This is a genomic window from Burkholderia sp. LAS2, assembly GCF_018417615.1.
GTDB classification, from domain to species: Bacteria; Pseudomonadota; Gammaproteobacteria; order Burkholderiales; family Burkholderiaceae; genus Burkholderia; species Burkholderia sola.
Window position 1 is genome coordinate 373,236 of sequence record NZ_CP071053.1, and the last position, 21,627, is coordinate 394,862.

The window sequence follows — 21,627 nt, forward strand, 5'->3', positions numbered from 1 at the left end:
GGGCCGCCGCTCAGGCGCGCGGCGCGGTCGGTGCGTTCATTCCGCCAGCGAGGCCATTTCGGCGCGGAAACGCTCAGGTGTCCAAATCGTGCCGTCCGGCGCGCGAAAGCCGATGCGGTTCAGGCCCGCGACGACGTCGTCCAGCTCGGTCGCGCCGCTCTCGAACACGCGTTCGAGCGCATCGCCGAGGTCGTTCTCGTACTGCGTCGGTTCGGCCTTGCGGTTCTGCCAGACCTGGTTCTCGACCTGCCCCGGAATCTCGATCTGCCCCTTGCCCGCGACGTTGTTCGGCTGCGGCGCCACCCACGGCTTCAGGAAGGGATTGAAATTGACGGTCGCTTCTTTCATGTCATTCCACCTTGATCTGGATTTCTTCACCGGCCAGACGCACCGCGTACTGCTTCAGCGCACGCCCGCCCGGGCCCTTCAGGCATGCGCCCGTCTTGATGTCGAACACGGCTTCGTGCAGCGGGCATTCCACCGTGCCCTCGTCGACGAACCCCTGCGTCAGCAGCGCGTACGCATGCGGGCACACGTTCTCGAGCGCATACACGTCGTCGCCGACGCGGTAGATCCCGATTTCCACGCCGTCGGTCCGCTTGAACTCGATCGGCGTGTCTTCCGACAGCGCGCCGGCGTGGCCGGCGCAAACCCATTGTTCAGACATCTCGCACCCTTCCTTCTGATCGATTCTCGGTTTGTTCCCATTTGTTCCATATTAGGAACGTCAGTTTATGGATGGTGATTATAGGAGCGACTTTCCACGAGTAAAATAAAAAGCTGCATGTCCTAGGGAAAACACCGACACCTCGCTCGACCGCTCCCTTCGCCTACTCTGTCGAATGTAATTTTTTGTTATGTGACGGGGATTTATCGGCTTTTTCGAGACGTCACGCAGGATTGCCGGGAGTCGGCCCGGCGCTCATCCGTCCCGAAAAATTTATTTTTGATCGGGCGCACACCCCCTCTATACTCCATTCCATTAAAGGCACGTTGTTCCTTATATGGAACATAAGAATGTCCTTTCGGCGATGAACATGCGCGACGGCCGGCCGTCCCCGCGCAGGCCGTCACAACACGTATTCATCAGGTTGGAGAGTCAGGAGATCAAATGGTCAAGCATGCGGTAGCAGCAGCAGTCATCGGGATGGGCGCCGCGTCGGGCGCGTGGGCGCAGAGCAGCGTGGTGCTGTACGGCAGCATGGATGCGGGCGTCGCCTACGTGAACAACGTCGGCGGCCACGCGAAGTGGGCGATGATCCAGGGCAATACGCAGCCCGACCGGTGGGGCCTGAAGGGCAAGGAAGATCTCGGCGACGGGCTGTCGGCGATCTTCCAGCTGGAAAACGGCTTCTATACGAACAACGGCCAGTTCGCGACGGCGAACACAATCTGGAACCGCGCGGCGTTCGTCGGCCTCAGTGCCGAGCGCTACGGCACGCTGACGCTCGGCCGCCAGACGCCGCTGACGTTCGACTATCTCGATCCGCTCAGCACCGCGTACCTCGCGCTGAGCTGGTTTGCGTTCCATCCGGGCAACATCGACGCGCTCGCCGCAACCGGTAACGTGCCGTACAACAATTCGGTCAAGTACCGTTCGCCGACCTTCGCGGGTTTCTCGGCCGCGGCGACGCTCGCGCTCGGCAACACGACGAACTTCTCGACCGGCAAATCGGTCGGCGTCGCGCTGAACTATGCGAACGGGCCGTTCAAGGCGTCGGCCGTCTACTCAAACGAGCACGACCGCTCGATCCTGATCAGCCAGACGGGCATCACGTCGTTCCAGGGGCAGAACACCGCGAACGGCTACCTCGCGAACAAGGTCGAGAACATCGGCGCGGGCGCGTCGTACCAGATCGGCGACTTCCTCGTGCATGGCCTCTACACGCGCGTGAAGATGCAGTCGAACGGGTTTTCCGACACGTTCCAAAGCTACGACGCGGGCGTGAACTACCGCAGCAGCGCGTTCAACACGATCGCGGGCGGCGCGGCGACCACGACGCTGGCCGGCCGCCGCTGGACGCAGGTCGAACTCGGCGACATCTACGCGTTGTCGAAGCGTACGCAGTTGTATGCGAACGTGCTTTACGAACACGGTTCGGGCGGCGCAAAGGCTGCGTTCTTCACGGCCGGCGTGTCGAGCACCGCGAACCAGGTGATCGTGCTGACCGGCATTCATCACTCGTTCTGAGTGAACTCGGGCACCGCGCCTGCGGTGCCCGAAAACGACAAGAGCAGCCCGCGGGCCGCTCTCTTCGTTGCGATGCCGCGCGCCGCGGCCGGATCGATGCGCGAACGTCAGAACATCGCGACCTTGTGGCGCGCATGCGCGAACGTCGGGTCGCTTTCGAGCGGACGATAGTTCAGCCGTTGCGACAGGTCGACCGCCGCGCCGCACACCGCTTCGACGAGCCGTTCCTTCTCGCCGGCCTCGCCGATCTCCGAGCGCGGCACCGTCGCGGTGATCGCCGCGACGATCGAGCCCGAATGATCGCGCACGGGCGCCGTCACCGCGGAAATACCGCTCTCGAACGCCGCCTCGCTGACCGCATAGCCGAGCCGCGCGTAATGACGCACGCGCTCGTACAGCTCGTCGACGGTGCCGGGCGTGCGCTCGGTGAACTGTTCGAGTTTCTTCTCCGGATAGAGCTGTCGCAGCGCATCGCGCGTCAGGTCGCCCATCAGCACGTGGCCGTGCACGGTCGCATGCGCGGGCAGGCGCGTGCCGACGTGCACCTTCACCGAGCCGAACATCGACGCATTGCTTTGCGCCTTCGCGACGAACACCACGTCGCGCTGGTCGCGGATCAGCAGGTGCGTCGACAGGCCGGTCGAATCGCGCAGCCGTTCGAGCACGGGCGTGCCGAGATCGGTCAGTTCGAGCGAATTCAGGTATTCGAAGCCGAGTCGCAGCACGCCGACGCCGAGCCGGAAATAGCGGTCGCCGTTCACGCGTTCGAGAAAACCGAGCGCCTCGAGCGTCTGCAGCAGGCGGAACGTGGTCGTGCGCGGAATGCCGATGCGCTTCGACAGCTCGGGGGCGCCGAGCACGGGCTCGCGCGCGGAGAATTCAGCGAGGATCCGCAGCCCGCGTTCGAGCCCCGGCACCAGATAGGACGAAGCGCCGCCGCCCGACGACTCGTCGTCGCCAGGCACCGACGGCTCAGGGGCATCGCTCATCGTTGTCTTGACCATGTGGACATGGACGGAAGGAAATCAGTCACGAAACAGGTCATGGATCGCCGTGGAGATTCAGTCATGCTACCTCAGTGCGCGCGTGGGCTCGCACCGCTGCGCGGCGCCGCGATGCAGCACGCGCATCCACGCACCATGACGCGTCATTCAAGGTCGAGAGGATAGCAGCGTTGGACGGCGCGGCGCCATGCGGAAATCGCCGGACGATGGAAAGGCGGCACGCGGCACGCGGTCGGGCAACGATGGCCGAAGCGTGAGCTTCGACGCCGGACAGCCTACAGGCGCGACAGATAAACGCGAATGGTCGTGCGGTCGTATGTAAAGCCGCCGGCCGGATCCGGCTGCAGCACGCGTGCCAGATCGACCGGATGCAGCCATCCGGCGCCCAGCAGGCCGCCGTTGATCCCGCGAATCCGGGTGCCGCCGACGGCGATCGCGGCGTGAAAGACATTGGTGCCGCGCGCGAAGCCGACCGCGGTGCCCGCCGGAATGCTCGCGCGCCCGTCCCACTGATTGCCGGTCTCGAAGTTGAAGCGCGTCTTCCACAGCTGGCCGATCGTGTCGAGCAGCGTGCCGGGCGCGATCATCGCGTCGGCGCGCAGCAGATAGCGGACATAAGCAGCGGCATCGTAGCAGACGCCGCCGGACACGTACTCGTCGATGTTCGCCATCCCGAACATCAGCGCCTGCGCGTGTTTTTGCCGTTCGGCGACGCCGGATTGGGCGACATGCCCGCCTAACTGGGTCAGTTGCACGGATAGCTCCTTTCAGGAAGGCGGAACGTCATCGTCCCGCGGATGCAATAACGTCATATCTTATTACGATATGGCTCGGCGTTTTCCAGGCTTGTTCGCGCCAAACGCGGTGCGTACTTGCCGGCGGGTCGCGAGCCCGCGTACAGGCTTTCGCCACGCGCGTCGCATCGTCGGCGCAAGGACAGGTGGCGCGGCGAACGCCAGCGGGCAGGCGCCTCTCGCCACCAGCGAAAAGCGAAAAATGCAAGGCAGTGGGGAAAGCACCGCCCCGTAACGGACGGCACAGAGGAAGACGATCCTCGGGCGGAATCGCCGCGACGGCGTCAGGCCGTCACGGCGGCGTCATATTCGGCGCGGGCAAGCTGGCCGGCGGCGTATGCCTCGGCTTCGCCGCGAAAGCCTTCGCGGCTGAACGCCACGACTTTCACGCCGACGCCGGTCGCCCGCTTCACCGTCAGCGCCCATTGCCATCCGCCGTCTTGCTCGAAGACGTGCAGCGAGGGTGCGAAGGAAGGGTCGAGTACGGTCACGCGTTTTGCTCCTGCCCCGTTGCGCGCTGCGTCGGCCACGCACGGAGACATGTCGAAAGGGTCGCGCCGATAGGCCGGCGCATTTCTGTCATTCGACAGTTTATTCAAGGATTGTTGCGACGCACCATCAGAGGTTTCACTCACCTATCGGAACCGGGCGGTCGATCAAATCTATCTGAAACCCATACGGGACGGGCCTCCGCGCCCGGTCACGCCGGCCGGCATCGCGTTCGTGCGGCAACGTGCCGCACGCGCGGCCGATTGCTTGCATCCAGCTTTCGTGGATCAAGAAAACGGGGCGCGATCTATCCGCCCGCCATCGACACGCGCCGGAAGGTCAGGTTCACGCGTTCGCCCTGCACGCCCGGCGCCTTCGGCACGCGGTGCTGCCATTCGGCCTGCGTGCGTCCGCGCATCACGAGCAGGCTGCCATGCACGAGACGGTATGCATGCGTGACGCCCGTCGCGCGATGACGAAGATCGAACACGCGCATCGCGCCGAGACTCACCGACGCGATCACCGGCGCGTCGCCGAGTTCGGGTTCGTTGTCCGCGTGCCAGCCGAGGCTGTCCAGCCCGTTGCGATAGCGATTGAGCAGCACGCTGTTGAAACGCACGCCGCAGGTCGCCTCGACCGCCTGCTTCAGCCCGAGCACGGCCGGCGTCCACGGCTCCGGGACGTTGCGGATCCCCGAGTACACGTAGACGGCATCCGGTTCGCCCTGCCACGCGGTGAGCCGCGGCAACGGAATGCGTCCGCGCGGCGTGCGGATCGTGTCCTGCCGCCACGCGACCTCGTCGATCAGCGCGGTCAGCGCGCGATCGGCGTCGGGCGGCGCAAGCCAGTCCGGGTACCAGTCCACGTCGGGCACGGGCGTATCGGCGAAGAGATCGGGGGTCGACATGTCGGCAGGAACGGGCAAGGAACGGAGCGAAAGATGCATGTCTGCATACTAGCCAACGGCGCCGCGCGCCGCCATGCGCTGTCATTCGCGCCGAAAGGCCGACAGGAAGCCGCCGTGCGCCGCGAGGCGCATTCGTATCGCGCGACGGCCGCCTCCCGGCTATCGGCTAGCCGCGCGTCAGCCGAATCAGCGTGATCTCGGATGGCACGCCGAAACGGTTCGGCGGCCCCCAGTAGCCGGTGCCGCGGCTCGTATACAGCCACATGTCGCCGAAGCGGTTCAGCCCGCCGATCACCGGCTGCTGCAACCGCACGAACGGCGGCCACGGCAGGAACTGGCCGCCATGCGTGTGCCCCGACAACTGTACGGTAAAGCCCGCGCGATTCGCCGCTTCCGCGCTGCGCGGCTGGTGTGCGAGCAGGATCTTCGTGCCGACGTCGCGCGGCGCACCGGCCAGCGCCTGCTCAGGATCGCTGCGATGCGCGGGATCGAAGCCGCCCGCGGTGAAATCGGTCACGCCCGCGAGCACCGCCCGCGCGCCGCCGTGCTCGATCAGCACGTGCTCGTTGAGCAGCACCGTCAGCCCGATACGACGAAACTCGTCGATCCATGCATGCGCACCCGCGTAGTACTCGTGGTTGCCCGTCACGAGGAAGGTGCCGTGCCGCGAGCGCATCTGGCCGAGCGGCGCCGTGTGTTCGCGCAGGCGCTTGACCGAACCGTCCACCACGTCGCCCGTCACGACCACCAGGTCGGCGTCGAGCGCATTGACCGCGCGCACGATCCGTTCGATGTACGGCCGCTTGATCGTCGGCCCGACGTGGATGTCGGACAGTTGCACGATCGTCAGCCCGTCGAGCGCGGCCGGCAGCCCGGCGACCGGAATCGACACGCGCTTGACCGCCGCCGTGCGACGCGCGCCGACGAATCCGATCGCCGTCGCGAGCACCGCGGCCGCCAGCACGCCGAGCGCCGTGTCGGGCGCCGCGCGGCTCCATGCACCGTCATGCCCGAGATGCCGCCACGCGAACACGCCGAGCAGCACGATTTCGCGCAGGAACGTCAGCACCAGCAACGACGAGAAGAAGCCCATCGCGAGCGCGCCGGCCCATCCGACCAGCGTCGCGGCCCACCCTTCGTCGAAGCGGCGCGAGAACATGCCGACCGGAATCAACACGACGAAACTCGCCAGCACGAGCGCCGCGACCGTGCGTGCGAGCGGCGACGCGAACGCATCGGGAATGATCCGCATCCCGACGTACAGATGGAACAGCACGCCGATTGCAATGAACCGGACAAAGAAACTTCGCATGGAACGTTCACCTTCGTTGCAGTACCGCTTCCCCGACGCGCGTCGCGCGGGCCGTGATGCCCGGTGCGGCGCGTCGCGCCCTACGCACGATGGTACACAGATCCCGGCCGCGACGACGGGTCGCGGCCGGCGGCGCAGCGCCGTGCGGCTGCGCACGCCACTCGGCCACCTTCCCGCCGCAACGCCATGCGCTTCGTTCTCGTCGACGTCAAACTTTTCACGCAGATCGCGAAAGCGAACAGCCTGCCGGGCGTGCTGCACCACGCTCTCGTCGACCTGCTCGTCGAGGCTGCGCGCGGGTCAGCCGGACCGACCAGATTTGCATGGGTCCAGGCGGCAATCGACGGTTTGCGCGCCGATTGCCGCTGCGTCGACATGGCAAATTCCGCTGCGCGATTTCATCTGACGATCCTTTACAGTCCGTTAGCAACCCTACGCGAGCGGGTGCTGGCAGAATCGCGACGGTCCGATCATCGATGCCGACACACACTGCCGGACCGTCCGGCATGACCGACCACGCGGCCACGGCCAGCCTACGTGCCGGATCGCTGGCGGTCCGCATCGCGCTGATTTATGATCGCCTCCGTATTCAGGAATCGTCGTCGCGGCCCGGCCGGTCGCGACGATCCGCATTGCGCCGCGCCCGGCATCCACCCCCAACGTCGAGCTCGTCACACCATGAGAAGAACAACGCCGCGCGCGCCCCTGCGCGTCGCCGCCGTGCTGGCGCCCGTCCTGCCGCTCGCGGGCTGCGCATCGCGCGGCGCACCGTCCTACGTGCTGTTCGGCGCGTATTTCCCGCTGTGGCTCGTCAGCGCGATCGTCGGCATCGTCGGCGCGATCGTCGCGCACCGCGTGTTCGTCGCGACCGGCTGGGCCGCGACGGTGCCCTACCAGCTCGCCGTCTGCACCGCGATCGGGCTCGTGGTCGCCGTGATCGTCTGGCTCACCGGCACGGGGCCGTTCGCATGAAGGCCGCCGGCATCGCCCGCCCCTCCGTCAAAGGCCGCGTGATCGCGCTCGCGATCGTCGCGCTCGGCATCGCGGCGCTCGCGTACGCGTACCACCGCACGACCGCCTATCCGTCCACCGACGACGCGTCGATCGACGCCGACGTCGTGCACGTCGCGTCGCCGGTCGGCGGCCGCATCGTGCAGCTCGCGGTGCATGAAAACCAGCGCGTCGCGAAAGGCGAGCTGCTGTACGTGATCGATCCCGTGCCGTACCGGCTGACCGTCGCGCAGGCGCAGGCCGACCTCGAACTCGCGCGCGCGTCGCTCGACACGCGCCGCCGTTCGCTGATCGGCGAGCGCTCGAACGCATCCGTCGCTGCCGAGCAGGTCAAGCGCGCGACGCAGAACTACGATCTCGCGACGCGCGACGTGAACCGGCTCGCGCCGCTCGCCGCGCAGGGCTACGTCAGCGCGCAGCAGTTCGACCAGGCGAAGGTGCGCCAGCGCGACGCGTCCGTGTCGCTCGCGCAGGCGCAGGAGCAGCAGCGCGCGTCCGCGCAGACGATCGGCGACGATGCCGACGCGATCGCGACGCTGCATGCACGCGAAGCCGCGCTGGCCCGCGCGCAGCATGCGCTCGACGATACGGTCGTGCGCGCGCCGCACAACGGGCTCGTGACGGGCCTGAGCGTGCGCCCCGGCGAAACCCTCGCACCGAACCAGTCGATCTTCACGCTGATCGACGCGAGCGAATGGTTCGCGGTGGGCAATTTCCGCGAGACGTCGCTCAATCGCATCTCAGTCGGCGACTGCGCGACCGTCTATTCGATGATCGACCGCAACCGCCCGATGACGGGCAAGGTCGTCGGCATCGGCGCCGGCATCGCGGACAGCGCGCGCATCAACCTGCCGCGCTCGCTGCCGATCGTGCAGAACTCGGTGAACTGGGTGCACGTCGCGCAGCGCTTCCCCGTGCGCGTGAAGCTCGACGAACCCGACGGCAAGCTCGTGCGTGTCGGCGCGAGCGCGATCGTCGAGGTCCGGCATGGCTCAGCCTGCCGCTGACGTCCGCACGCCGGGCCCGCGCGAAGTCCTGCGGCTGCTCGCGCCGTTTCCGGGGCGCGCGGCCATGGCCGTGCGCGTCGCGCTGATCTGCGCGCTCGTCGCGCTCGTGACGAGCGGATACGGCACGCCGGAAGCCGCGATTTCCGCGTACGTCGTGTTCTTCCTGAACCGCGCCGATCGCGTGACGAGCGTCGTGCTCGCGGTCGCGATGTTGCTGCTCGTCACGGTCGTGATCGCACTCGTGATCGGCGCCGCGATCTTCAGCATCGAGTATTCGGTACTGCGCGTCGCATGCATGGCCGTGCTGTCGGTCGGCCTGCTGTACCTGACGTCCGCGAGCAAGCTGCGTCCGGTCGGTGCGATCCTCGCGATGATCGTCGGCTTCGGGCTCGACGAACTCGGCCTGGCGCCGGTCGGCGAAGCCGCGACGCGCGCGCTGCTCTATGCATGGCTGATGGTCGCGATCCCGGTCGGCGTCGCGATCGTCGTCAACCTGCTGATCGCGCCGTCGCCGCGCAAGCTCGCGCACGCTCAGCTCGCGAAGCGGCTGCGGCTCGCCGCGCGGCGGCTGCGCGGCGGCGACGACGCGCGCGCCGCGTTCGACGCCAGCCTGCGCGAAGGCGACAAGCCATTGCTCACGTGGCTCAAGCTGTCGAAGCTCGAAGGTTCGTCGTCGGGCGCCGATGTCGTCGCATTGCGGCAGGCCGTCGCGTCGAGCACCGCGCTGCTCGTCGCGGTCGCGCTTGCGGATCGCGAAGCGGACGCGCGGCTGCCCGACGCGTTCGCCACGCCAATCGCGACGACGCTCGACGAGATGGCCGCGATCCTCGAACGGGGCGGCTATCCGGTCGACGTGACGCTCGCGCTGCCGGCCGCCGATGCGCTGCCGCCGCTCGCGCGCGTCGTCGCGACCGACCTGCACACGGCGATCACGCAGTTCGCGCAACCGCCCGCGATCGACGCGGCGGCCGCACCGGCCGATACCGCCGACACGCGCGCCGCCGACAAACCGGCGGAACCCGCCACACCGCCCGCCCCGCGCGGCGGCTTCTTCCTGCCGGATGCGCGCACCAATCCCGACCACATCCGCTATGCGCTGAAAACGACGGTAGCCGCCATGTTCTGCTACCTGCTGTACTCGCAGCTCGACTGGTCGGGCATCCATACCTGCTTCATCACCTGCTACATGGTGTCGCTCGGCTCGACGGCCGAAACGGTCGAGAAACTGACGCTGCGCATCGCCGGCTGCATCGTCGGCGCGCTGATCGGCACCGCCGCGCTCGTGTTCGTCGTCCCGTCTCTGTCGTCGATCGGCGAGCTGATGGCGCTCGTCTTCGCCGGCGCGTGGCTGTCCGCATGGGTCGCGTTCGGATCGCCGCGCATCGCGTACGCGGGCTTCCAGATCGCGTTCGCGTTCTTCCTGTGCGTGATCCAGGGCGCGGGCCCCGGCTTCGACCTGACGCTCGCGCGCGATCGCACGATCGGCATCCTGCTCGGCAACGTGGTCGTGTATCTCGTGTTCACGCGCATCTGGCCGGTCAGCATCGGCAAGCAGATCGACGCGGCGCTCGCAACGCTGCTCGACCAGTGGCGGCGCGTCGCGCAGATCGCGCAGCCGGCCGAACGGCGCGCGCTGGCCGCCGAAGCGTTCGCGCGCCACGGCGCGATCTCGCAGGAGCTCGGCCTGATCCATTACGAACCGTCGTGGGTGCGGCCGGCCGCGACGTGGCTGGCCACACGGCGGCGCGCACTCGCGGAACTCGGGGCGATCGAAGGTCCGCTGTTCCTGCTCGCCGAGCGCAAGCCCGGCGACGCGGCGATCGGCGCGCAACTCTCGCGCGTGACTGCGCCGGGCGACGACGAAACCGCGCCCCGCACGAATGCCCCGACACCACCGTCGGACATCGCCCCCGCCGACCCCACGCGCGACGCGCTACTGAACCTGATCGACGCGCGGCTCGCGCAGATCGCCGACGCCGCCCGTCAAGCCACACCGAAGGAGCCTGCCCCTCATGCGCCCACCTGAACCGCCGGCCGCGTCGATCGCCGCTGCCGCGCTCGCGACCGCCGTCGCGCTGGCCGGCTGCGCGACGTCGTCGATCGATCTGGCGCCGGAGGCGTCCGACCGCCCGTGGCAGCCGCAAACGTCGGCCGCGGGCGACATCGTGGCGGCGCCGCCACGCGCGTCCGCACAAGGCGCGCACGACTACACATTGCCTGCCTCGCCGGCGCTCGCGTCGGTGTCGGCGCCGGCCGCGCTGGATGCCGCGCATGCGTACACGCTGCCCGAGCTGATCGATCTCGCGGAATCTTCGAACCCACTGACGCGTATCGCGTGGAACGACGCGCGCAACGCGGCGCTCGCAGTCGGCCTCGCCAAGTCCGCCTATCTGCCGCGCCTGTCGGCGACGGCGATGGGCGCGTACCAGGCGAACCACGGCTCGACGTCGACGATCCTCGGCGATTCGTCGAGCAACACCACCGCGCACGGCACGATTTCGGCGCTGTCGCTGCAATGGCTGCTGTTCGATTTCGGCGGCCGCGCGGCGCGCGTCGAAGCGGCCGAACAGGCGTCGATTGCATCGAACGTCGCATTCACGGCCGTGCATCAGCAGGTGATCCACGACGTGACCGTCTCGTACTACCGCTACGAAGCCGCCCGCTCGCGCGCGCTCAGCGCGCAACAGGGCCTCGCGAACGCGGATGCGATCCTCGCGGCGTCCCGCGCGCGGCTCAAGCACGGCGTCGGCACGGTCGTCGAGCTCGCGCAGGCGACGCAGAACCGTGCGCAGGCGAACCTCGCGCTCGTGCAGGCGAACGGCGCCGAGAGCGACGGCTATCTCGCACTCGTCTCCGCGCTCGGCATCTCGCCGCTGTCGAAGCCGACGATCGCCGCGTTGCCGAAGCGGACGCTGCCGCCGGCGCTTGGCTCGTCGGTCGACGCGATCGTGTCGGACGCGATCGCGCGCCGCCCCGATCTGCAGGGCGCGTTCGCGGTCGAAAAGGCCAATCGCGCGAAGATCAAGGCGGCGGAAGCCGCGTTCATGCCGAAGATCTTCCTGTCCGCGTCCACGTCGTATGCGAGCGGCGGCACGTCCATCTCCGCGCTGCCCGCGATCGGCGACCAGGCGCCGACCGTCAACCTGAACGGCAGCCGCTACGGCGGCGGCGTGTTCCTCGGCGTGACGATTCCGCTGTACGACGGCGGTTTGCGCTCCGCCGTCTTGATGCAGGCGCGCAACGACGCGGAAAGCGCCTCCGCGCGCCTCACGCGGACCAAGGAGGAAGCTGTGCGCCAAGTCGTCGCCGCACAGAACGCGGTGCAGACGAGCCTGGCGTCGCACGACGCCGCGAAGGCGCTCGTCGATGCCGCGCAAACCAGCTACGACGCGGCACTGACCGCGTACCGGAATGGCGTCGGCTCGGTCACCGATGCGACGATCGCGCAAAGCCAGCTGCTCGCCGCGCGGAACGCGGAACTCGACAGCTATGCCGGCGCATTGTCGGCCGCCGCCGCGCTCGCGCTCGCGACGGGCACGATCGGCTCGGCGCAGTAGCGCCGCCGCAGGCGGTTGACGCGAGCGCGCGCCGCCCACTAGAATGCCGCCCATTCTTCCTTCAGGAACCATCGTGGACAGTTGCAGCACTCCGTTGCGTGCGCCGCTTGCCGCCTGAACGCCTGTCCGCCGCAGTTCTCCTGCCGCCCCCCCCGCCCCCGCCGGGGGGGGGGGGGCCCCCCCCCCCCCCCCCACGCTCCCCCGTTTCACACTGAATGACGCATTCGCGCGGTACAGTACCGCGCAATGACGGCTATCGCCGCGTCGCGTTCGGCCTTGCGCCGCGGCGACGCGCGCCGGCATGCGCTTCTTGCACGGCAGGACAACCATGACTTTTGATTTCGCACTCCGTCTTTTCACCGCGTTCGCCTGCGGCGTCGCCATCGGCCTCGAGCGGCAGATGCGCCAGCGCACGGCCGGCCTGCGCACCATCACGCTCGTCGCGAGCGGCGCGTGCCTGTTCGTCACGCTCGGCGTGCTGACCGGCAACGGCGTCGCGGGCGTCACGCAGATCGCCGCGTACGTCGTGTCGGGCGTCGGCTTTCTCGGCGGCGGCGTGATCATGCGCGACAAGGGCTCGATCCAGGGCATCAACACGGCCGCGACGCTGTGGTGCTCGGCCGCCGTCGGCGTGCTGGCCGGCTCCGGCCACTACGTGCCCGCGCTCGCCGGCACGGCCGTCGTGCTGCTCACCAATACGGTGCTGCGCGGCGTCAGCCAGGCCATCAACGCGACGCCCGTGTCGAACGCCGACCTCGTGCGCGAATACCAGATCACCGTGATCTGCCTCGCCGCCGACGAAGTGCACATCCGCACGCTGCTGTCGAACGCGATGTATGCGAAGCCGCTGTCGTTCCAGAGCCTCACGAGCGAAGACGTGCCCGAGCAGCCCGACCGGCTGAAGGTGACCGCGACGCTGAAGCTGCATCCGAAGGATCAGCAGAAGCTCGAGCAGATCGCGAGCCGGATGAGCATGGAGAAAAGCATTTCCAGCGTGAGCTGGACCGCAAAGGAAGCGGAGCCGATGATGGAGTGAGCCGCGGCGCGGCGGACGCGGCATCCGGCGCCGCCGTCGCACGACGTCACGTCAAGGTGCTTCGATGAGCCCGGCCGAAATCGCCTTGACGACCGCCTGGACCTTGTTGGTCGCGCCAAGTTTCTCGAGGATGTTGTTCACGTGGAAGTTGACCGTCCGCTCCGAGATGCTGAGGATCTGGCCGATTTCGCATGCGGTCTTGCCCTCGGCCGTCCAGCACAGCACCTCGCGCTCGCGCGCGGTCAGCGTGACGCCCGCCGCGGGCGACAGCTTCGGCACCATGAAGCGGCTCATCAGCGAATGCGACAGGTTCGCGAGCCAGTTCGTCTGCAGCGTCAGCATGTTGATCTCGGCCGGCGTCAGCCGGTCGGCATGACGGGCGATGCTCAACAGGCCGAACGCGCCGCGCGCCCCCCAGCTCGATTGCGCGATGCCCACCGACAACCCGAAATCGCGCGCGTCCTGCCACAGCGGACACGGGTCGAGGTTGTCGACGTCCGGCCAGACGATCATGTTGGTGCTGAGCGCGCCGTCGCGAACCGTCGAGTCGATCTCGATATAGTTCTGCGCCTGATAGTGCGCCATCCAGCCATCCGGATAGGTATTGAAGATGGCGACCGCCGGCTTCGAAACGGGCAGCGGTACGCGAATGCCGTAACAGCAATATTCGAATCCCAGCCGCCTGGAATAGGCGGCGATCCGCTGGAAGAGCTGCTGCTCGTCTTCCGCGGCGCTGAATTGTTGGTAGGCATCCTGCCAGCGCAGTTCCATTCTTTCTCCGACAACGTCACGCTGTCATACTTGTCAGGTTCCAGCACCCTTTCGAGGCTGATACATTCCGCGCATGACTTCACCCTTGCTGCACCCTGTCCCCGGCCCGTCCCCGGACGGCTACGTACGCCTGTCAGAAGGCGCACTGGCCGCACTTGTACTCGACCATGTCGCAAGCGGCCTCGACCCTTCTTTGCTCGCCGAACTGCGCGACAACGCGATCGACGCCCGCCTTGCCGGCTATACCGAATGGCATCGCGCGGCCGGTGCCGGCGTCGCCTACGTGACGGTCGGCTGGGACTGGTACCTCGAACGCGCGACGGGCGCGTTCGTGATCGCGGGCGGCGACGTCCGCAGCAACGTGATGGCCATCGACGCCAAGGGTGCCGACATCGGCATGTTCCGCACGGCCGCCGCGCTCGCCGCGCGGCTCGCCACCCTCGACTGGCCTGCCGCGGTCGCGTCCGCCCTGCTCGGGCCCAACGACGCCTATCATGCCGGTCCGACGCTCCAGTGACAACTGGCCGCGCATTCCTCTGACTATTTTGCAAGACTGGCGCTCTTTATAAATAAAACCGCCCCGGTTTTCAATCCCGTCGATCAAGAAACCGTTACCACCGCGCAAATGGCGTCTTTTACGCCGCCACCCTGTAAGAGTTACCAGTTACAGGCTCCTCGTGCCGCGCGCTGTAATGCGTGCATACAAAAGCACAGATCCGAGGACATCCATGCAGACCTTCGTTCACGAGGAAGGGCGGTTGCCGCACGCACTCGCGGCGGACCTAGGGCGCTATCGGCGCCGCGTGTTCGTCGAGCAGCTCGGTTGGGCGCTCCCGTCGGCGAACGAAAGTTTCGAGCGTGACCAGTTCGATCGCGACGATACCGTCTACGTGTTCGCGCGAAACGCCGCCGGCGACATGTGCGGATGTGCGCGCCTGCTGCCGACGACGCGCCCGTATCTGCTGAAGTCGCTGTTCGCCGACCTGGTCGCCGAGGACATGCCGCTGCCGCAATCGGCCGCCGTCTGGGAACTGTCCCGGTTCGCGGCGACCGACGACGAAGGCGGGCCCGGCAACGCCGAATGGGCCGTGCGCCCGATGCTCGCGGCCGTCGTCGAATGCGCGGCGCAGCTCGGCGCGCGCCAGTTGATCGGCGTGACGTTCGCGAGCATGGAGCGGCTGTTCCGCCGGATCGGCATACACGCGCACCGCGCAGGCCCGCCGAAGCAGGTCGACGGACGTCTGGTGGTCGCGTGCTGGATCGATATCGACTCGCAAACGTTTGCCGCGCTAGGAATCGAGCCGGGGCAGGCCGCCCGGCAAGCTATCGCCGCCTGAGCCGGAACGCACGTTTCCGTCCGGGTGGCATCGTAACGAAGGAGAACCAACGTGGACCAGTCCCAGGTCTTTCGCGCGATGATGCCCGGGTTGACGAGCGCCAGCGGCGCCCGCATCGCGGTCGCCTATCCGTCGTTCCCCAGGCCGTTGCCGCTCGTGCGGCTCGACCGCCGCGGGCTCGTGTTTCGTGCGACCGGCGCCGCGCCGCTCGTGTGCGGGCTGCCGCGGCCGGCCACCCTGCTGGTCGCGGACGAGCCGCTGTGCTCGCTGCGCCTCGTGATCCGCGACATCGCCGCGGTCGGCGACGGCCGGCACGACCTGACGATGCAGCCGTCCGGCGCCGCCGGCGACGAATTGCTGTGGCACGCATTGCGCGATCGCGAGCCGTACCGGCAGATTCGGCACCCGCTCGCGCCGGTCGACGCGCCCGTCGCGTCGGATCGCGAACCGCCTGAGGCGGCCGGCGAAATCGCGGCGCGCCCGTCGCGCAGCGCGGCTTTCCGCCTGCCCAGCCATAGCGACGCGCTGTTCTTCGCGGACTGGCTCGAATATCACTTCGACGAACTGCGCGCGCTGTCCCACCAGCACGGGCCGCAACTGCAGCTCAATCAGCTTGAACGACAGGTTGACGATGACGAGGTCGGCGTGCGTTTCGTCTACGACATCGACGGGCATGCGACGCGGCACGCATTGACCGACTGCGCGCGCGAGGCGTGCGCATGGATCGAAACGGAGATGCGCAGCAAATACGCGCTGCCCGTCGCGCAGGAGCGGTTCGGCGCGTTTGCGACGCACGCACGGGCCGGCGGCGTATGAATGAGGCTGTGCCGCGCGGCGCCGCCAAGCGGTCTGCGCGGCGGCAAGTTGTGCGGATACAACGAGGGCTTGCAAACGTCCGGGTTTTCCCTTAAATTTACCTCTGTCTCCTCCATGTCTCCAAACATGGATTCAGCCCGCTCAAGCAGCGGGCTTTTTTATTGCCTGAACGGTTTGTGGGGCCGCATCGCCTCCCCCGCCTGACTAGCCCGCCGGACGCACGCCGGTCGGTCGCAGCCGGTAGTGATGCTCCGCAAATATCAGCGCGACCGCCGCGACGAGCGCCAACAGCAGGTACAGCCACCCCTTCCGGGTCGTCGGCAGGTCCGTCAGGGCACCGACATCGCCCGTCAGCGCCGCCAACGCGACCATCGCCAAGCCGGCCAGTACCAACGTCCCCTTTGCCGCCCATCCGAAACCGGCCTCCAGTCCGGCCGCCCATCGCGACTGACGATAAGGTCCGGCAACAGGTCGACGAAGATCGGGCTTATCCATTCGTCACCTCCCGCCCGGCATGCGCGTATCCGCGCGTCGTGCGGCAGGCGCTGTCGAACGCATGCCTTCGAAGGTCTTGCTGAGGAGTGGCCGCAGCAACGCGGAGTGCCCATACTGGATCGACAAGCGTCATGTTTTTTCTTTCGCGAGATGAGGCTCGACACCATTCGATCCGTTTGGCCGCGCCGAATCGATATCGTTCGATACGGCGAGTATCGCGGGAAACAAGACTCGCTCGCCTCGCGCGATCGCGATCGGCCGGCTTATCATTGAGCGGCCCGCCACTTCCCGCCGAGGCCCTCTTGCACGCCCATCTGCGCATTGCCCGCCCGGTCAGCAACCTCGCCCACACCGAGCGCATGTATCGCGACGCCCTCGATCTATCGGTACTGGCGCGCTTCGAGGATCACGACGGCTTTTCCGGCGTGATCCTCGGACGCGAAGGCCTCGACTATCACTTCGAGTTCACGCACTGCCCCGACCATCCGATCGCGCCGTCGCCGACGCCCGAGGACCTGATCGTGTTCTATCTGCCCGATCGTCCGAAATGGGAAGCCGCCTGCGAGCGCGCGACCGCACACGGCTTCATGCCGGTGACGTCGTTCAATCCGTACTGGGAAATATCAGGCCAGACTTTCGAGGATGCCGACGGCTACCGGATCGTGTTGCAGAACGGCACGTGGCGTTGACGGGCAGATGCGCGTGAGCGGTTACGCGCCGGCGTGACTGCGGGGAGCGGTCGCGCGTCCGCCGATCGCCAGCGACGCAGCGTCGGGCGTTCGATTTCGAACTTCGATGGCGTGATCGTCATGGGCGGTGCGGAACGGGCGGACGCCGCGCGCAACGCAGCTGATGACATAAGCGCGGCACTAGAACGAATGAGGGGGAAATCGCGATCGTCGCTTGTACCTGCAACGATCGGAAAACAGATGACGAACAACGGGCGCCGTCGCGCCCGCTCCGGTTACTCGTTTTCTTCGAAGTAATGAAATCGCCTTGTATATAGGGCACTGGCTTCGAAACCTACGCCAAAAGCTACGCCCAGGTAACGCCCCCATCGTACCAACATCTGTTACTATTCGGCATCGCATCAAAACTGAGCGCACCACCGACAGCTGCCGGCGACGTGTGTCGTTCCGGCAAAGCAAAGCCGGCACGCAGCTCGTGAAATCCGCTCTTGTCGACGTCGTAGGAGGACAACAGCGAAGCATCTTTGCTGCCCTACGGCGCGGTCGATTCAAGAATTCGCGTAATACGTCCGTAAACAATACTACGAAAGGCCGATGTTCTCGCACGTGCCACGGCGACGCACTCTTCCCTCTTATGAATAATCAGCCCTTGTCGGTGTTTGTTGGAATGCTCGAAGAGATGAACACCATGCTGGAGCGTGGACGGCTGGTCCACGAGCACTCCGAGTTCTCAGTTGATATGGGGGACAGAATCCAAAAACTGTCCCAAAATCTTGAAGAGGAAGCGAGCTTTCTGAAAGGGTTGCTTTATACGCTGCAGGGAAATATTGACGCGGCGATTGCCACCTTTAGGGGCTCGATGCTGCCTCCGAGCGAACGTGAATTGCAGGTATTCATTGCGTACTCTAACCTAGGGTATGCATCGCATGCTTTGGAGCACTTCCGCGCGGTAGCTTCGCCTGAGACAGGGTCGTTCACCAAAAACGTCTACCCAGGCTTGTCGATCGGCGCGGTCCGCACTATAGCGCGGTTTATTTCGCAGGCCGAGACAATGCACCTCACAAATATGGATGGAGTCCCCGTCGATCTTCTGCGTACCGCAGAGGAAATCCTTGAGGAGGCCGGCACGGATGACAACGCCATCACGCGCGTATTGGACGTCGCGGGTGCCGTGGTGCGCGAGTACGGGCTTGTACATGTCGGCAACGTCCAGTTGGACGCTTTCAGATCATTAAGCTGCGTAAAACTCCGGTATCGATTCGCCATTACGCCTGACGAAGCCGTGTGGCTCTATAACGAATTCCTCGGGCGTCTGTATGATGAAGAAGTGCCGTTGCCGCCGGCCTTCGCCGTAGCTTTCGAAGGGCAAAACATCACGCACTAGTTGCGTGCAATGTACAACAACACTGAATCCACACGGTTACGATATGAGCGTCGCTACAGCAGATTTGCTGAGTGCAGCACAACGAATTTTCAATACCGGGTCATGTGAAGCGGATTGGCGAAATGTAGGATCGCGCGCCTATTACGCTGTTTATCATGACATTCAAGGTTTCGCAGATGGACTGGCTGCAGCCGCGTTCCCGGGCAACATTCCTGCCGGGACAAAGTCGGGTATGCACCATCACCTGTATACGGGGCTCCTTAACCCGACCGTACCCAAATCGGATCCAAGAAATAAGCAGTCGTTCACGCTCGGCGTGATGGCAAAAAACCTTCACTCGGAGCGGATCAAAGCTGATTACACGCTTGGCGTGGCAGTGAGCCAAATTGAAGCCAGCAACAATTTGGCGACGGCGCGGAACATTCTCGCGGTTATAGCGGGGCAACCAGTGGGGAGCCCGCTCGCCAAGTTCGGCGGCACGTCGACCTCGGGCAACACGACCACGCCAAAAGGAACACAGTCAACGCAATCTCCGGCGCCGGCATCCACGGCGCACAAAAGACCCGGTCAAGGTCCACTAAAAATTATTAAATAAAGTATTGCTTCTTTGGTATGAGCCCGTAGCACGCGGGTTTTTCGCATTAGCAACGAAAGAGAAGAACATGACGCTTAGCGAGCTGTCCACGCCAACTTGGTGGCTTACCGCTGTTGCTGGTGCCGTCGCATTAAAAGTATTGAGTGACTACACCAAGTTCGGGATCGAGAAGGCTCTTTCGAAAGGGCTATCTGCCTGGTCGTCTCGCTCGAAAGCATCGCGGGAACGGTTCGACAAGACCGTCAAATTCCTCCAGTCGAGCACGGAAGCGCGCGAGCTCCATTTCCAGCGCGAAATCAGAATGCGATCGATAGCGACATATGCACTGATCCTTTCAGCGTTCTGCGCCACTCTCTTCGTCGCGTTCTACCTCTTGATTGTCATCCCTCATATTGACGAGTGGAAAAAGATGCCGGCGGACAGCTTATCGTGGCTGCTTCACGATCCGGACAAACTAACTGTAGTTGGACTACTCCTCGTCTATGCCGTAGCGATGACGGTTTCATTATCGACATCCTTTCTAGGAGTACTAAGGGCTGAAACGATGGGGCGCGCACTTCGTACAGCCAATAGCAATTTGCTCAAAAGCAAAGGCGATGGCGATGACGATGACGAATCGACAGGAAACTAGGTTGAGCCAGTCGTCAGGCCGATCTTCGGCTCTGCAACCATCTCGTCAGCCGGATAGAGCTGCAACATCGCGCGCGCGGCTTCGACGTTCGACGTCGTCAACCACTCTTCCCAGTCTTTGGGCCGCAGGATCACGACCGACCGCTTTTCGTCGGCAGGTTTGTGCATGCGCGCCATCAGTGGATGACCGTCGGCGTTTACCGTAATCATCGACATCACGTGGTGCTCGGCGCCGTCCTGGTTCGTGAGCGTGCGCCAGATGCCGGCAACACACATCGTCGGCCGGTCGACCACGCCGATGCGCTGCCACACGCACGGCCCGTTCACCCATTTTCCCTTCTCGTCTTGATACGCCTCTGGATACGACGGCTCGACTATGAAGCGCGCCGGAATCAGGCAACGTCGGCCGCCGCGCCAGGTTGGTCCGTATAGCGGCGACTTCCCGAGGTTGTCGTCGCGCACGTTCATCGTGCTGCGCATGAGCGGCGGTTTGCGCCCCTGCTCCTTCGCCTTCTTGATGTTCGCCTTCTGCAGTGCGGTCGGCCAGAAGCCGAAGCCCGCGATCAGCGGCTTGAATTGCCCGTCGACGTAGCCCACGATCGGCGCGTCGTAGTCCGGATAGATCTCGGGTTTCCACGGCGTCCAGCGGTACAGATCGCGGAAGTTGTCGATCTTGAGCTCGCTCAGGCCCGGATCCTCGCCCGGCGCCACGTAGTTCGTGCACATCGCCGTCCCCAATTTTGGATCTTGACGACCCCATCTTACCCCGGGATACACTGTGTTTTTATACAGTAGTCGCGCCGTGGCTAACGACGGGCTGGGGTCCGGCCTCTTCCTCGACAGAATCAACCGTCCGTGCTGGACCTGCGAGCACTGGTCCGGTGTGGCGTTCTGCGGAGGCGCGCACGCGATCTGCGCGCACCCGCGGAACGTCAATGGAGTTGCGGCACGACCGCGCCTAGGCTGTGCTTTCTGGGAACTTTCGATCGGCCTAGACGGGCTCGACGAGGAAACATGCGATCGGCTCGCGCATCAATTCGCGCGACCGACCAGATATACCACTTCGAAGAAGTGACGCACTTCGCCGCGGTCAGCGCACCGCCCGGCAAACGCCGCGACGGGCAGCGGCGCACCTGTGGCATGCTGGAGGCTCGTCGCACTGGAGGTCGATATGCGCACAATTGCGGAAGAATTCAGCGATTCCGACGACGACTGGTTTGGCTTCGCCTCGGCGCAAGACCGGAAGGACGGCCATTCGCTGCGGGCGTACCTGCTGCGTTATGCGGACCGAATCCCGGAACATCATGTCATCGCTCACGTCGAGCTCGTACTACGCACCGAGTATCCGCCTCGCGGCGTTCGTCCGCCGTACCTGAGCGTCGTCCACTTCGATCCGGGGCACTCGACCGACTTGCCGCTCACATGGAAGCACAACATCGAGGATCTCGACTTCGACCACACGATCACGTACGTCGAATGCGGCTACGACATTTTCGACTCGTTCAGCGACGCGAAGATGGACCTGACCGCGCGCGGGTTCTACCTCGAGCCGCTCAACTAGGCCCGCGCGGAATGTGCTCACCGGAACGCCCGCGACAATAT

General features: G+C 65.6%; 25 protein-coding genes. 15 read left to right on the forward strand and 10 right to left on the reverse strand.

What is annotated here, in order from left to right; genetic code table 11:
* Positions 1-36: 36 nt before the first annotated feature.
* Complete coding sequence (locus JYG37_RS21990; RefSeq protein ID WP_050011926.1) at positions 37-348, reverse strand: recombinase-like helix-turn-helix domain-containing protein; 312 nt, start codon at positions 346-348, stop codon at positions 37-39.
* A gap of 1 nt (position 349) precedes the next feature.
* Entirely contained in the window at positions 350-667 is a 318-nt protein-coding gene (locus JYG37_RS21995) for a non-heme iron oxygenase ferredoxin subunit (protein WP_050011927.1), read from the reverse strand.
* Positions 668-1,111: 444 nt separating this feature from the next.
* Between JYG37_RS21995 and JYG37_RS22000 the strand changes: the two genes are divergently transcribed.
* Positions 1,112-2,191, forward strand: coding sequence for a porin (locus JYG37_RS22000; protein ID WP_089489496.1), 1,080 nt, complete (start codon positions 1,112-1,114; stop codon positions 2,189-2,191).
* A 107-nt stretch (positions 2,192-2,298) separates the two neighbouring features.
* Here the strand turns inward: JYG37_RS22000 and JYG37_RS22005 are convergent, their stop codons facing one another.
* The 5 genes from JYG37_RS22005 to JYG37_RS22025 form a co-directional block, all read right to left on the reverse strand.
* On the reverse strand, positions 2,299-3,195 hold the full coding sequence (locus JYG37_RS22005; RefSeq protein WP_124555036.1) for an IclR family transcriptional regulator: 897 nt from the start codon (positions 3,193-3,195) through the stop codon (positions 2,299-2,301).
* A gap of 275 nt (positions 3,196-3,470) precedes the next feature.
* Complete coding sequence (gene tecA, locus JYG37_RS22010) at positions 3,471-3,950, reverse strand: type 6 secretion system effector deamidase TecA (RefSeq protein WP_050011929.1); 480 nt, start codon at positions 3,948-3,950, stop codon at positions 3,471-3,473.
* Between the two features lie 323 nt (positions 3,951-4,273).
* Positions 4,274-4,480, reverse strand: a complete 207-nt coding sequence (locus tag JYG37_RS22015) for a hypothetical protein (protein WP_034204546.1) — start codon at positions 4,478-4,480, stop codon at positions 4,274-4,276.
* Positions 4,481-4,785: 305 nt separating this feature from the next.
* Positions 4,786-5,385 (reverse strand): alpha-ketoglutarate-dependent dioxygenase AlkB family protein, encoded by a 600-nt coding sequence (locus tag JYG37_RS22020; RefSeq protein ID WP_213346391.1) that lies wholly within the window; start codon positions 5,383-5,385, stop codon positions 4,786-4,788.
* 166 nt (positions 5,386-5,551) lie between these two features.
* Positions 5,552-6,697 carry a metallophosphoesterase gene (locus JYG37_RS22025; protein ID WP_050011931.1) on the reverse strand — a complete coding sequence of 382 codons (1,146 nt, stop codon included), beginning with the start codon at positions 6,695-6,697 and terminating at the stop codon, positions 5,552-5,554.
* Positions 6,698-6,883: 186 nt separating this feature from the next.
* Here JYG37_RS22025 and JYG37_RS22030 point away from each other — a divergent pair, with 186 nt between their 5' ends.
* The 6 genes from JYG37_RS22030 to JYG37_RS22055 all read left to right on the forward strand — a co-directional run bounded on the left by JYG37_RS22030 (position 6,884) and on the right by JYG37_RS22055 (position 13,308).
* Positions 6,884-7,207, forward strand: a complete 324-nt coding sequence (locus JYG37_RS22030) for a hypothetical protein (RefSeq protein ID WP_143328905.1) — start codon at positions 6,884-6,886, stop codon at positions 7,205-7,207.
* Positions 7,208-7,375: 168 nt separating this feature from the next.
* Positions 7,376-7,669 carry a hypothetical protein gene (locus JYG37_RS22035; protein ID WP_050011932.1) on the forward strand — a complete coding sequence of 98 codons (294 nt, stop codon included), beginning with the start codon at positions 7,376-7,378 and terminating at the stop codon, positions 7,667-7,669.
* On the forward strand, positions 7,666-8,715 hold the full coding sequence (gene mdtN, locus JYG37_RS22040) for a multidrug transporter subunit MdtN (RefSeq protein ID WP_213346393.1): 1,050 nt from the start codon (positions 7,666-7,668) through the stop codon (positions 8,713-8,715). Before JYG37_RS22035 ends, mdtN begins: the two co-directional genes overlap by 4 nt.
* The gene (locus tag JYG37_RS22045) at positions 8,696-10,741 is read left to right on the forward strand and encodes an FUSC family protein (protein ID WP_124630737.1); all 2,046 of its coding nucleotides are present in this window, start codon (positions 8,696-8,698) and stop codon (positions 10,739-10,741) included. The genes mdtN and JYG37_RS22045 overlap by 20 nt, the downstream gene beginning before the upstream one ends.
* Entirely contained in the window at positions 10,728-12,272 is a 1,545-nt protein-coding gene (locus tag JYG37_RS22050; protein ID WP_050011935.1) for a TolC family protein, read from the forward strand. The genes JYG37_RS22045 and JYG37_RS22050 overlap by 14 nt, the downstream gene beginning before the upstream one ends.
* 328 nt (positions 12,273-12,600) lie before the next feature.
* Entirely contained in the window at positions 12,601-13,308 is a 708-nt protein-coding gene (locus JYG37_RS22055) for an MgtC/SapB family protein (protein WP_050011936.1), read from the forward strand.
* A 51-nt stretch (positions 13,309-13,359) separates the two neighbouring features.
* On the opposite strand, the gene JYG37_RS22060 is transcribed toward JYG37_RS22055, so the two are convergent.
* Positions 13,360-14,079 carry an autoinducer binding domain-containing protein gene (locus JYG37_RS22060; RefSeq protein WP_213346394.1) on the reverse strand — a complete coding sequence of 240 codons (720 nt, stop codon included), beginning with the start codon at positions 14,077-14,079 and terminating at the stop codon, positions 13,360-13,362.
* Positions 14,080-14,152: 73 nt separating this feature from the next.
* Here JYG37_RS22060 and JYG37_RS22065 point away from each other — a divergent pair, with 73 nt between their 5' ends.
* The 3 genes from JYG37_RS22065 (at position 14,153) to JYG37_RS22075 (ending at position 16,232) form a co-directional block, all read left to right on the forward strand.
* Positions 14,153-14,596, forward strand: a complete 444-nt coding sequence (locus tag JYG37_RS22065; RefSeq protein WP_089489499.1) for a DUF4902 domain-containing protein — start codon at positions 14,153-14,155, stop codon at positions 14,594-14,596.
* Between the two features lie 211 nt (positions 14,597-14,807).
* Positions 14,808-15,416: an acyl-homoserine-lactone synthase gene (locus JYG37_RS22070; protein WP_050011939.1), complete on the forward strand. Its 609-nt coding sequence runs from the start codon at positions 14,808-14,810 to the stop codon at positions 15,414-15,416.
* Positions 15,417-15,467: 51 nt separating this feature from the next.
* Entirely contained in the window at positions 15,468-16,232 is a 765-nt protein-coding gene (locus JYG37_RS22075; RefSeq protein ID WP_176015799.1) for a hypothetical protein, read from the forward strand.
* A gap of 204 nt (positions 16,233-16,436) precedes the next feature.
* On the opposite strand, the gene JYG37_RS22080 is transcribed toward JYG37_RS22075, so the two are convergent.
* Complete coding sequence (locus tag JYG37_RS22080) at positions 16,437-16,727, reverse strand: hypothetical protein (RefSeq protein ID WP_050011940.1); 291 nt, start codon at positions 16,725-16,727, stop codon at positions 16,437-16,439.
* A gap of 302 nt (positions 16,728-17,029) precedes the next feature.
* Between JYG37_RS22080 and JYG37_RS22085 the strand changes: the two genes are divergently transcribed.
* The 4 genes from JYG37_RS22085 to JYG37_RS22100 all read left to right on the forward strand — a co-directional run bounded on the left by JYG37_RS22085 (position 17,030) and on the right by JYG37_RS22100 (position 20,026).
* Positions 17,030-17,416, forward strand: coding sequence for a VOC family protein (locus JYG37_RS22085; protein ID WP_124592933.1), 387 nt, complete (start codon positions 17,030-17,032; stop codon positions 17,414-17,416).
* Between the two features lie 679 nt (positions 17,417-18,095).
* Positions 18,096-18,800: a hypothetical protein gene (locus JYG37_RS22090; protein WP_213346395.1), complete on the forward strand. Its 705-nt coding sequence runs from the start codon at positions 18,096-18,098 to the stop codon at positions 18,798-18,800.
* A gap of 43 nt (positions 18,801-18,843) precedes the next feature.
* Complete coding sequence (locus JYG37_RS22095) at positions 18,844-19,395, forward strand: hypothetical protein (protein ID WP_213346397.1); 552 nt, start codon at positions 18,844-18,846, stop codon at positions 19,393-19,395.
* A 67-nt stretch (positions 19,396-19,462) separates the two neighbouring features.
* Entirely contained in the window at positions 19,463-20,026 is a 564-nt protein-coding gene (locus JYG37_RS22100; RefSeq protein WP_213346399.1) for a hypothetical protein, read from the forward strand.
* On the opposite strand, the gene JYG37_RS22105 is transcribed toward JYG37_RS22100, so the two are convergent.
* Positions 20,023-20,751 (reverse strand): SOS response-associated peptidase family protein, encoded by a 729-nt coding sequence (locus JYG37_RS22105; protein WP_213346635.1) that lies wholly within the window; start codon positions 20,749-20,751, stop codon positions 20,023-20,025. The two genes, JYG37_RS22100 and JYG37_RS22105, sit on opposite strands and share 4 nt — an antisense overlap.
* Before the next feature lie 445 nt (positions 20,752-21,196).
* Between JYG37_RS22105 and JYG37_RS22110 the strand changes: the two genes are divergently transcribed.
* Complete coding sequence (locus JYG37_RS22110; protein ID WP_213346401.1) at positions 21,197-21,586, forward strand: hypothetical protein; 390 nt, start codon at positions 21,197-21,199, stop codon at positions 21,584-21,586.
* Positions 21,587-21,627: the final 41 nt, after the last annotated feature.

Bases quoted from the DNA above. Each gene is read 5' to 3' on its own strand.
- JYG37_RS22045 (WP_124630737.1), top strand. From the start codon at position 8,696: ATGGCTCAGCCTGCCGCTGACGTCCGCACGCCGGGCCCGCGCGAAGTC.
- mdtN (WP_213346393.1), top strand. From the start codon at position 7,666: ATGAAGGCCGCCGGCATCGCCCGCCCCTCCGTCAAAGGCCGCGTGATC.
- JYG37_RS22080 (WP_050011940.1), bottom strand. From the start codon at position 16,727: ATGGATAAGCCCGATCTTCGTCGACCTGTTGCCGGACCTTATCGTCAG.
- JYG37_RS22055 (WP_050011936.1), top strand. From the start codon at position 12,601: ATGACTTTTGATTTCGCACTCCGTCTTTTCACCGCGTTCGCCTGCGGC.
- JYG37_RS22050 (WP_050011935.1), top strand. From the start codon at position 10,728: ATGCGCCCACCTGAACCGCCGGCCGCGTCGATCGCCGCTGCCGCGCTC.
- JYG37_RS22065 (WP_089489499.1), top strand. From the start codon at position 14,153: ATGACTTCACCCTTGCTGCACCCTGTCCCCGGCCCGTCCCCGGACGGC.
- JYG37_RS21995 (WP_050011927.1), bottom strand. From the start codon at position 667: ATGTCTGAACAATGGGTTTGCGCCGGCCACGCCGGCGCGCTGTCGGAA.
- JYG37_RS22100 (WP_213346399.1), top strand. From the start codon at position 19,463: ATGACGCTTAGCGAGCTGTCCACGCCAACTTGGTGGCTTACCGCTGTT.
- JYG37_RS22025 (WP_050011931.1), bottom strand. From the start codon at position 6,697: ATGCGAAGTTTCTTTGTCCGGTTCATTGCAATCGGCGTGCTGTTCCAT.
- JYG37_RS22105 (WP_213346635.1), bottom strand. From the start codon at position 20,751: ATGTGCACGAACTACGTGGCGCCGGGCGAGGATCCGGGCCTGAGCGAG.
- JYG37_RS22005 (WP_124555036.1), bottom strand. From the start codon at position 3,195: ATGGTCAAGACAACGATGAGCGATGCCCCTGAGCCGTCGGTGCCTGGC.
- JYG37_RS22035 (WP_050011932.1), top strand. From the start codon at position 7,376: ATGAGAAGAACAACGCCGCGCGCGCCCCTGCGCGTCGCCGCCGTGCTG.
- JYG37_RS22060 (WP_213346394.1), bottom strand. From the start codon at position 14,079: ATGGAACTGCGCTGGCAGGATGCCTACCAACAATTCAGCGCCGCGGAA.
- JYG37_RS22000 (WP_089489496.1), top strand. From the start codon at position 1,112: ATGGTCAAGCATGCGGTAGCAGCAGCAGTCATCGGGATGGGCGCCGCG.
- JYG37_RS22030 (WP_143328905.1), top strand. From the start codon at position 6,884: ATGCGCTTCGTTCTCGTCGACGTCAAACTTTTCACGCAGATCGCGAAA.
- JYG37_RS22110 (WP_213346401.1), top strand. From the start codon at position 21,197: ATGCGCACAATTGCGGAAGAATTCAGCGATTCCGACGACGACTGGTTT.
- JYG37_RS22095 (WP_213346397.1), top strand. From the start codon at position 18,844: ATGAGCGTCGCTACAGCAGATTTGCTGAGTGCAGCACAACGAATTTTC.
- JYG37_RS22020 (WP_213346391.1), bottom strand. From the start codon at position 5,385: ATGTCGACCCCCGATCTCTTCGCCGATACGCCCGTGCCCGACGTGGAC.
- JYG37_RS21990 (WP_050011926.1), bottom strand. From the start codon at position 348: ATGAAAGAAGCGACCGTCAATTTCAATCCCTTCCTGAAGCCGTGGGTG.
- JYG37_RS22070 (WP_050011939.1), top strand. From the start codon at position 14,808: ATGCAGACCTTCGTTCACGAGGAAGGGCGGTTGCCGCACGCACTCGCG.
- JYG37_RS22090 (WP_213346395.1), top strand. From the start codon at position 18,096: ATGAACACCATGCTGGAGCGTGGACGGCTGGTCCACGAGCACTCCGAG.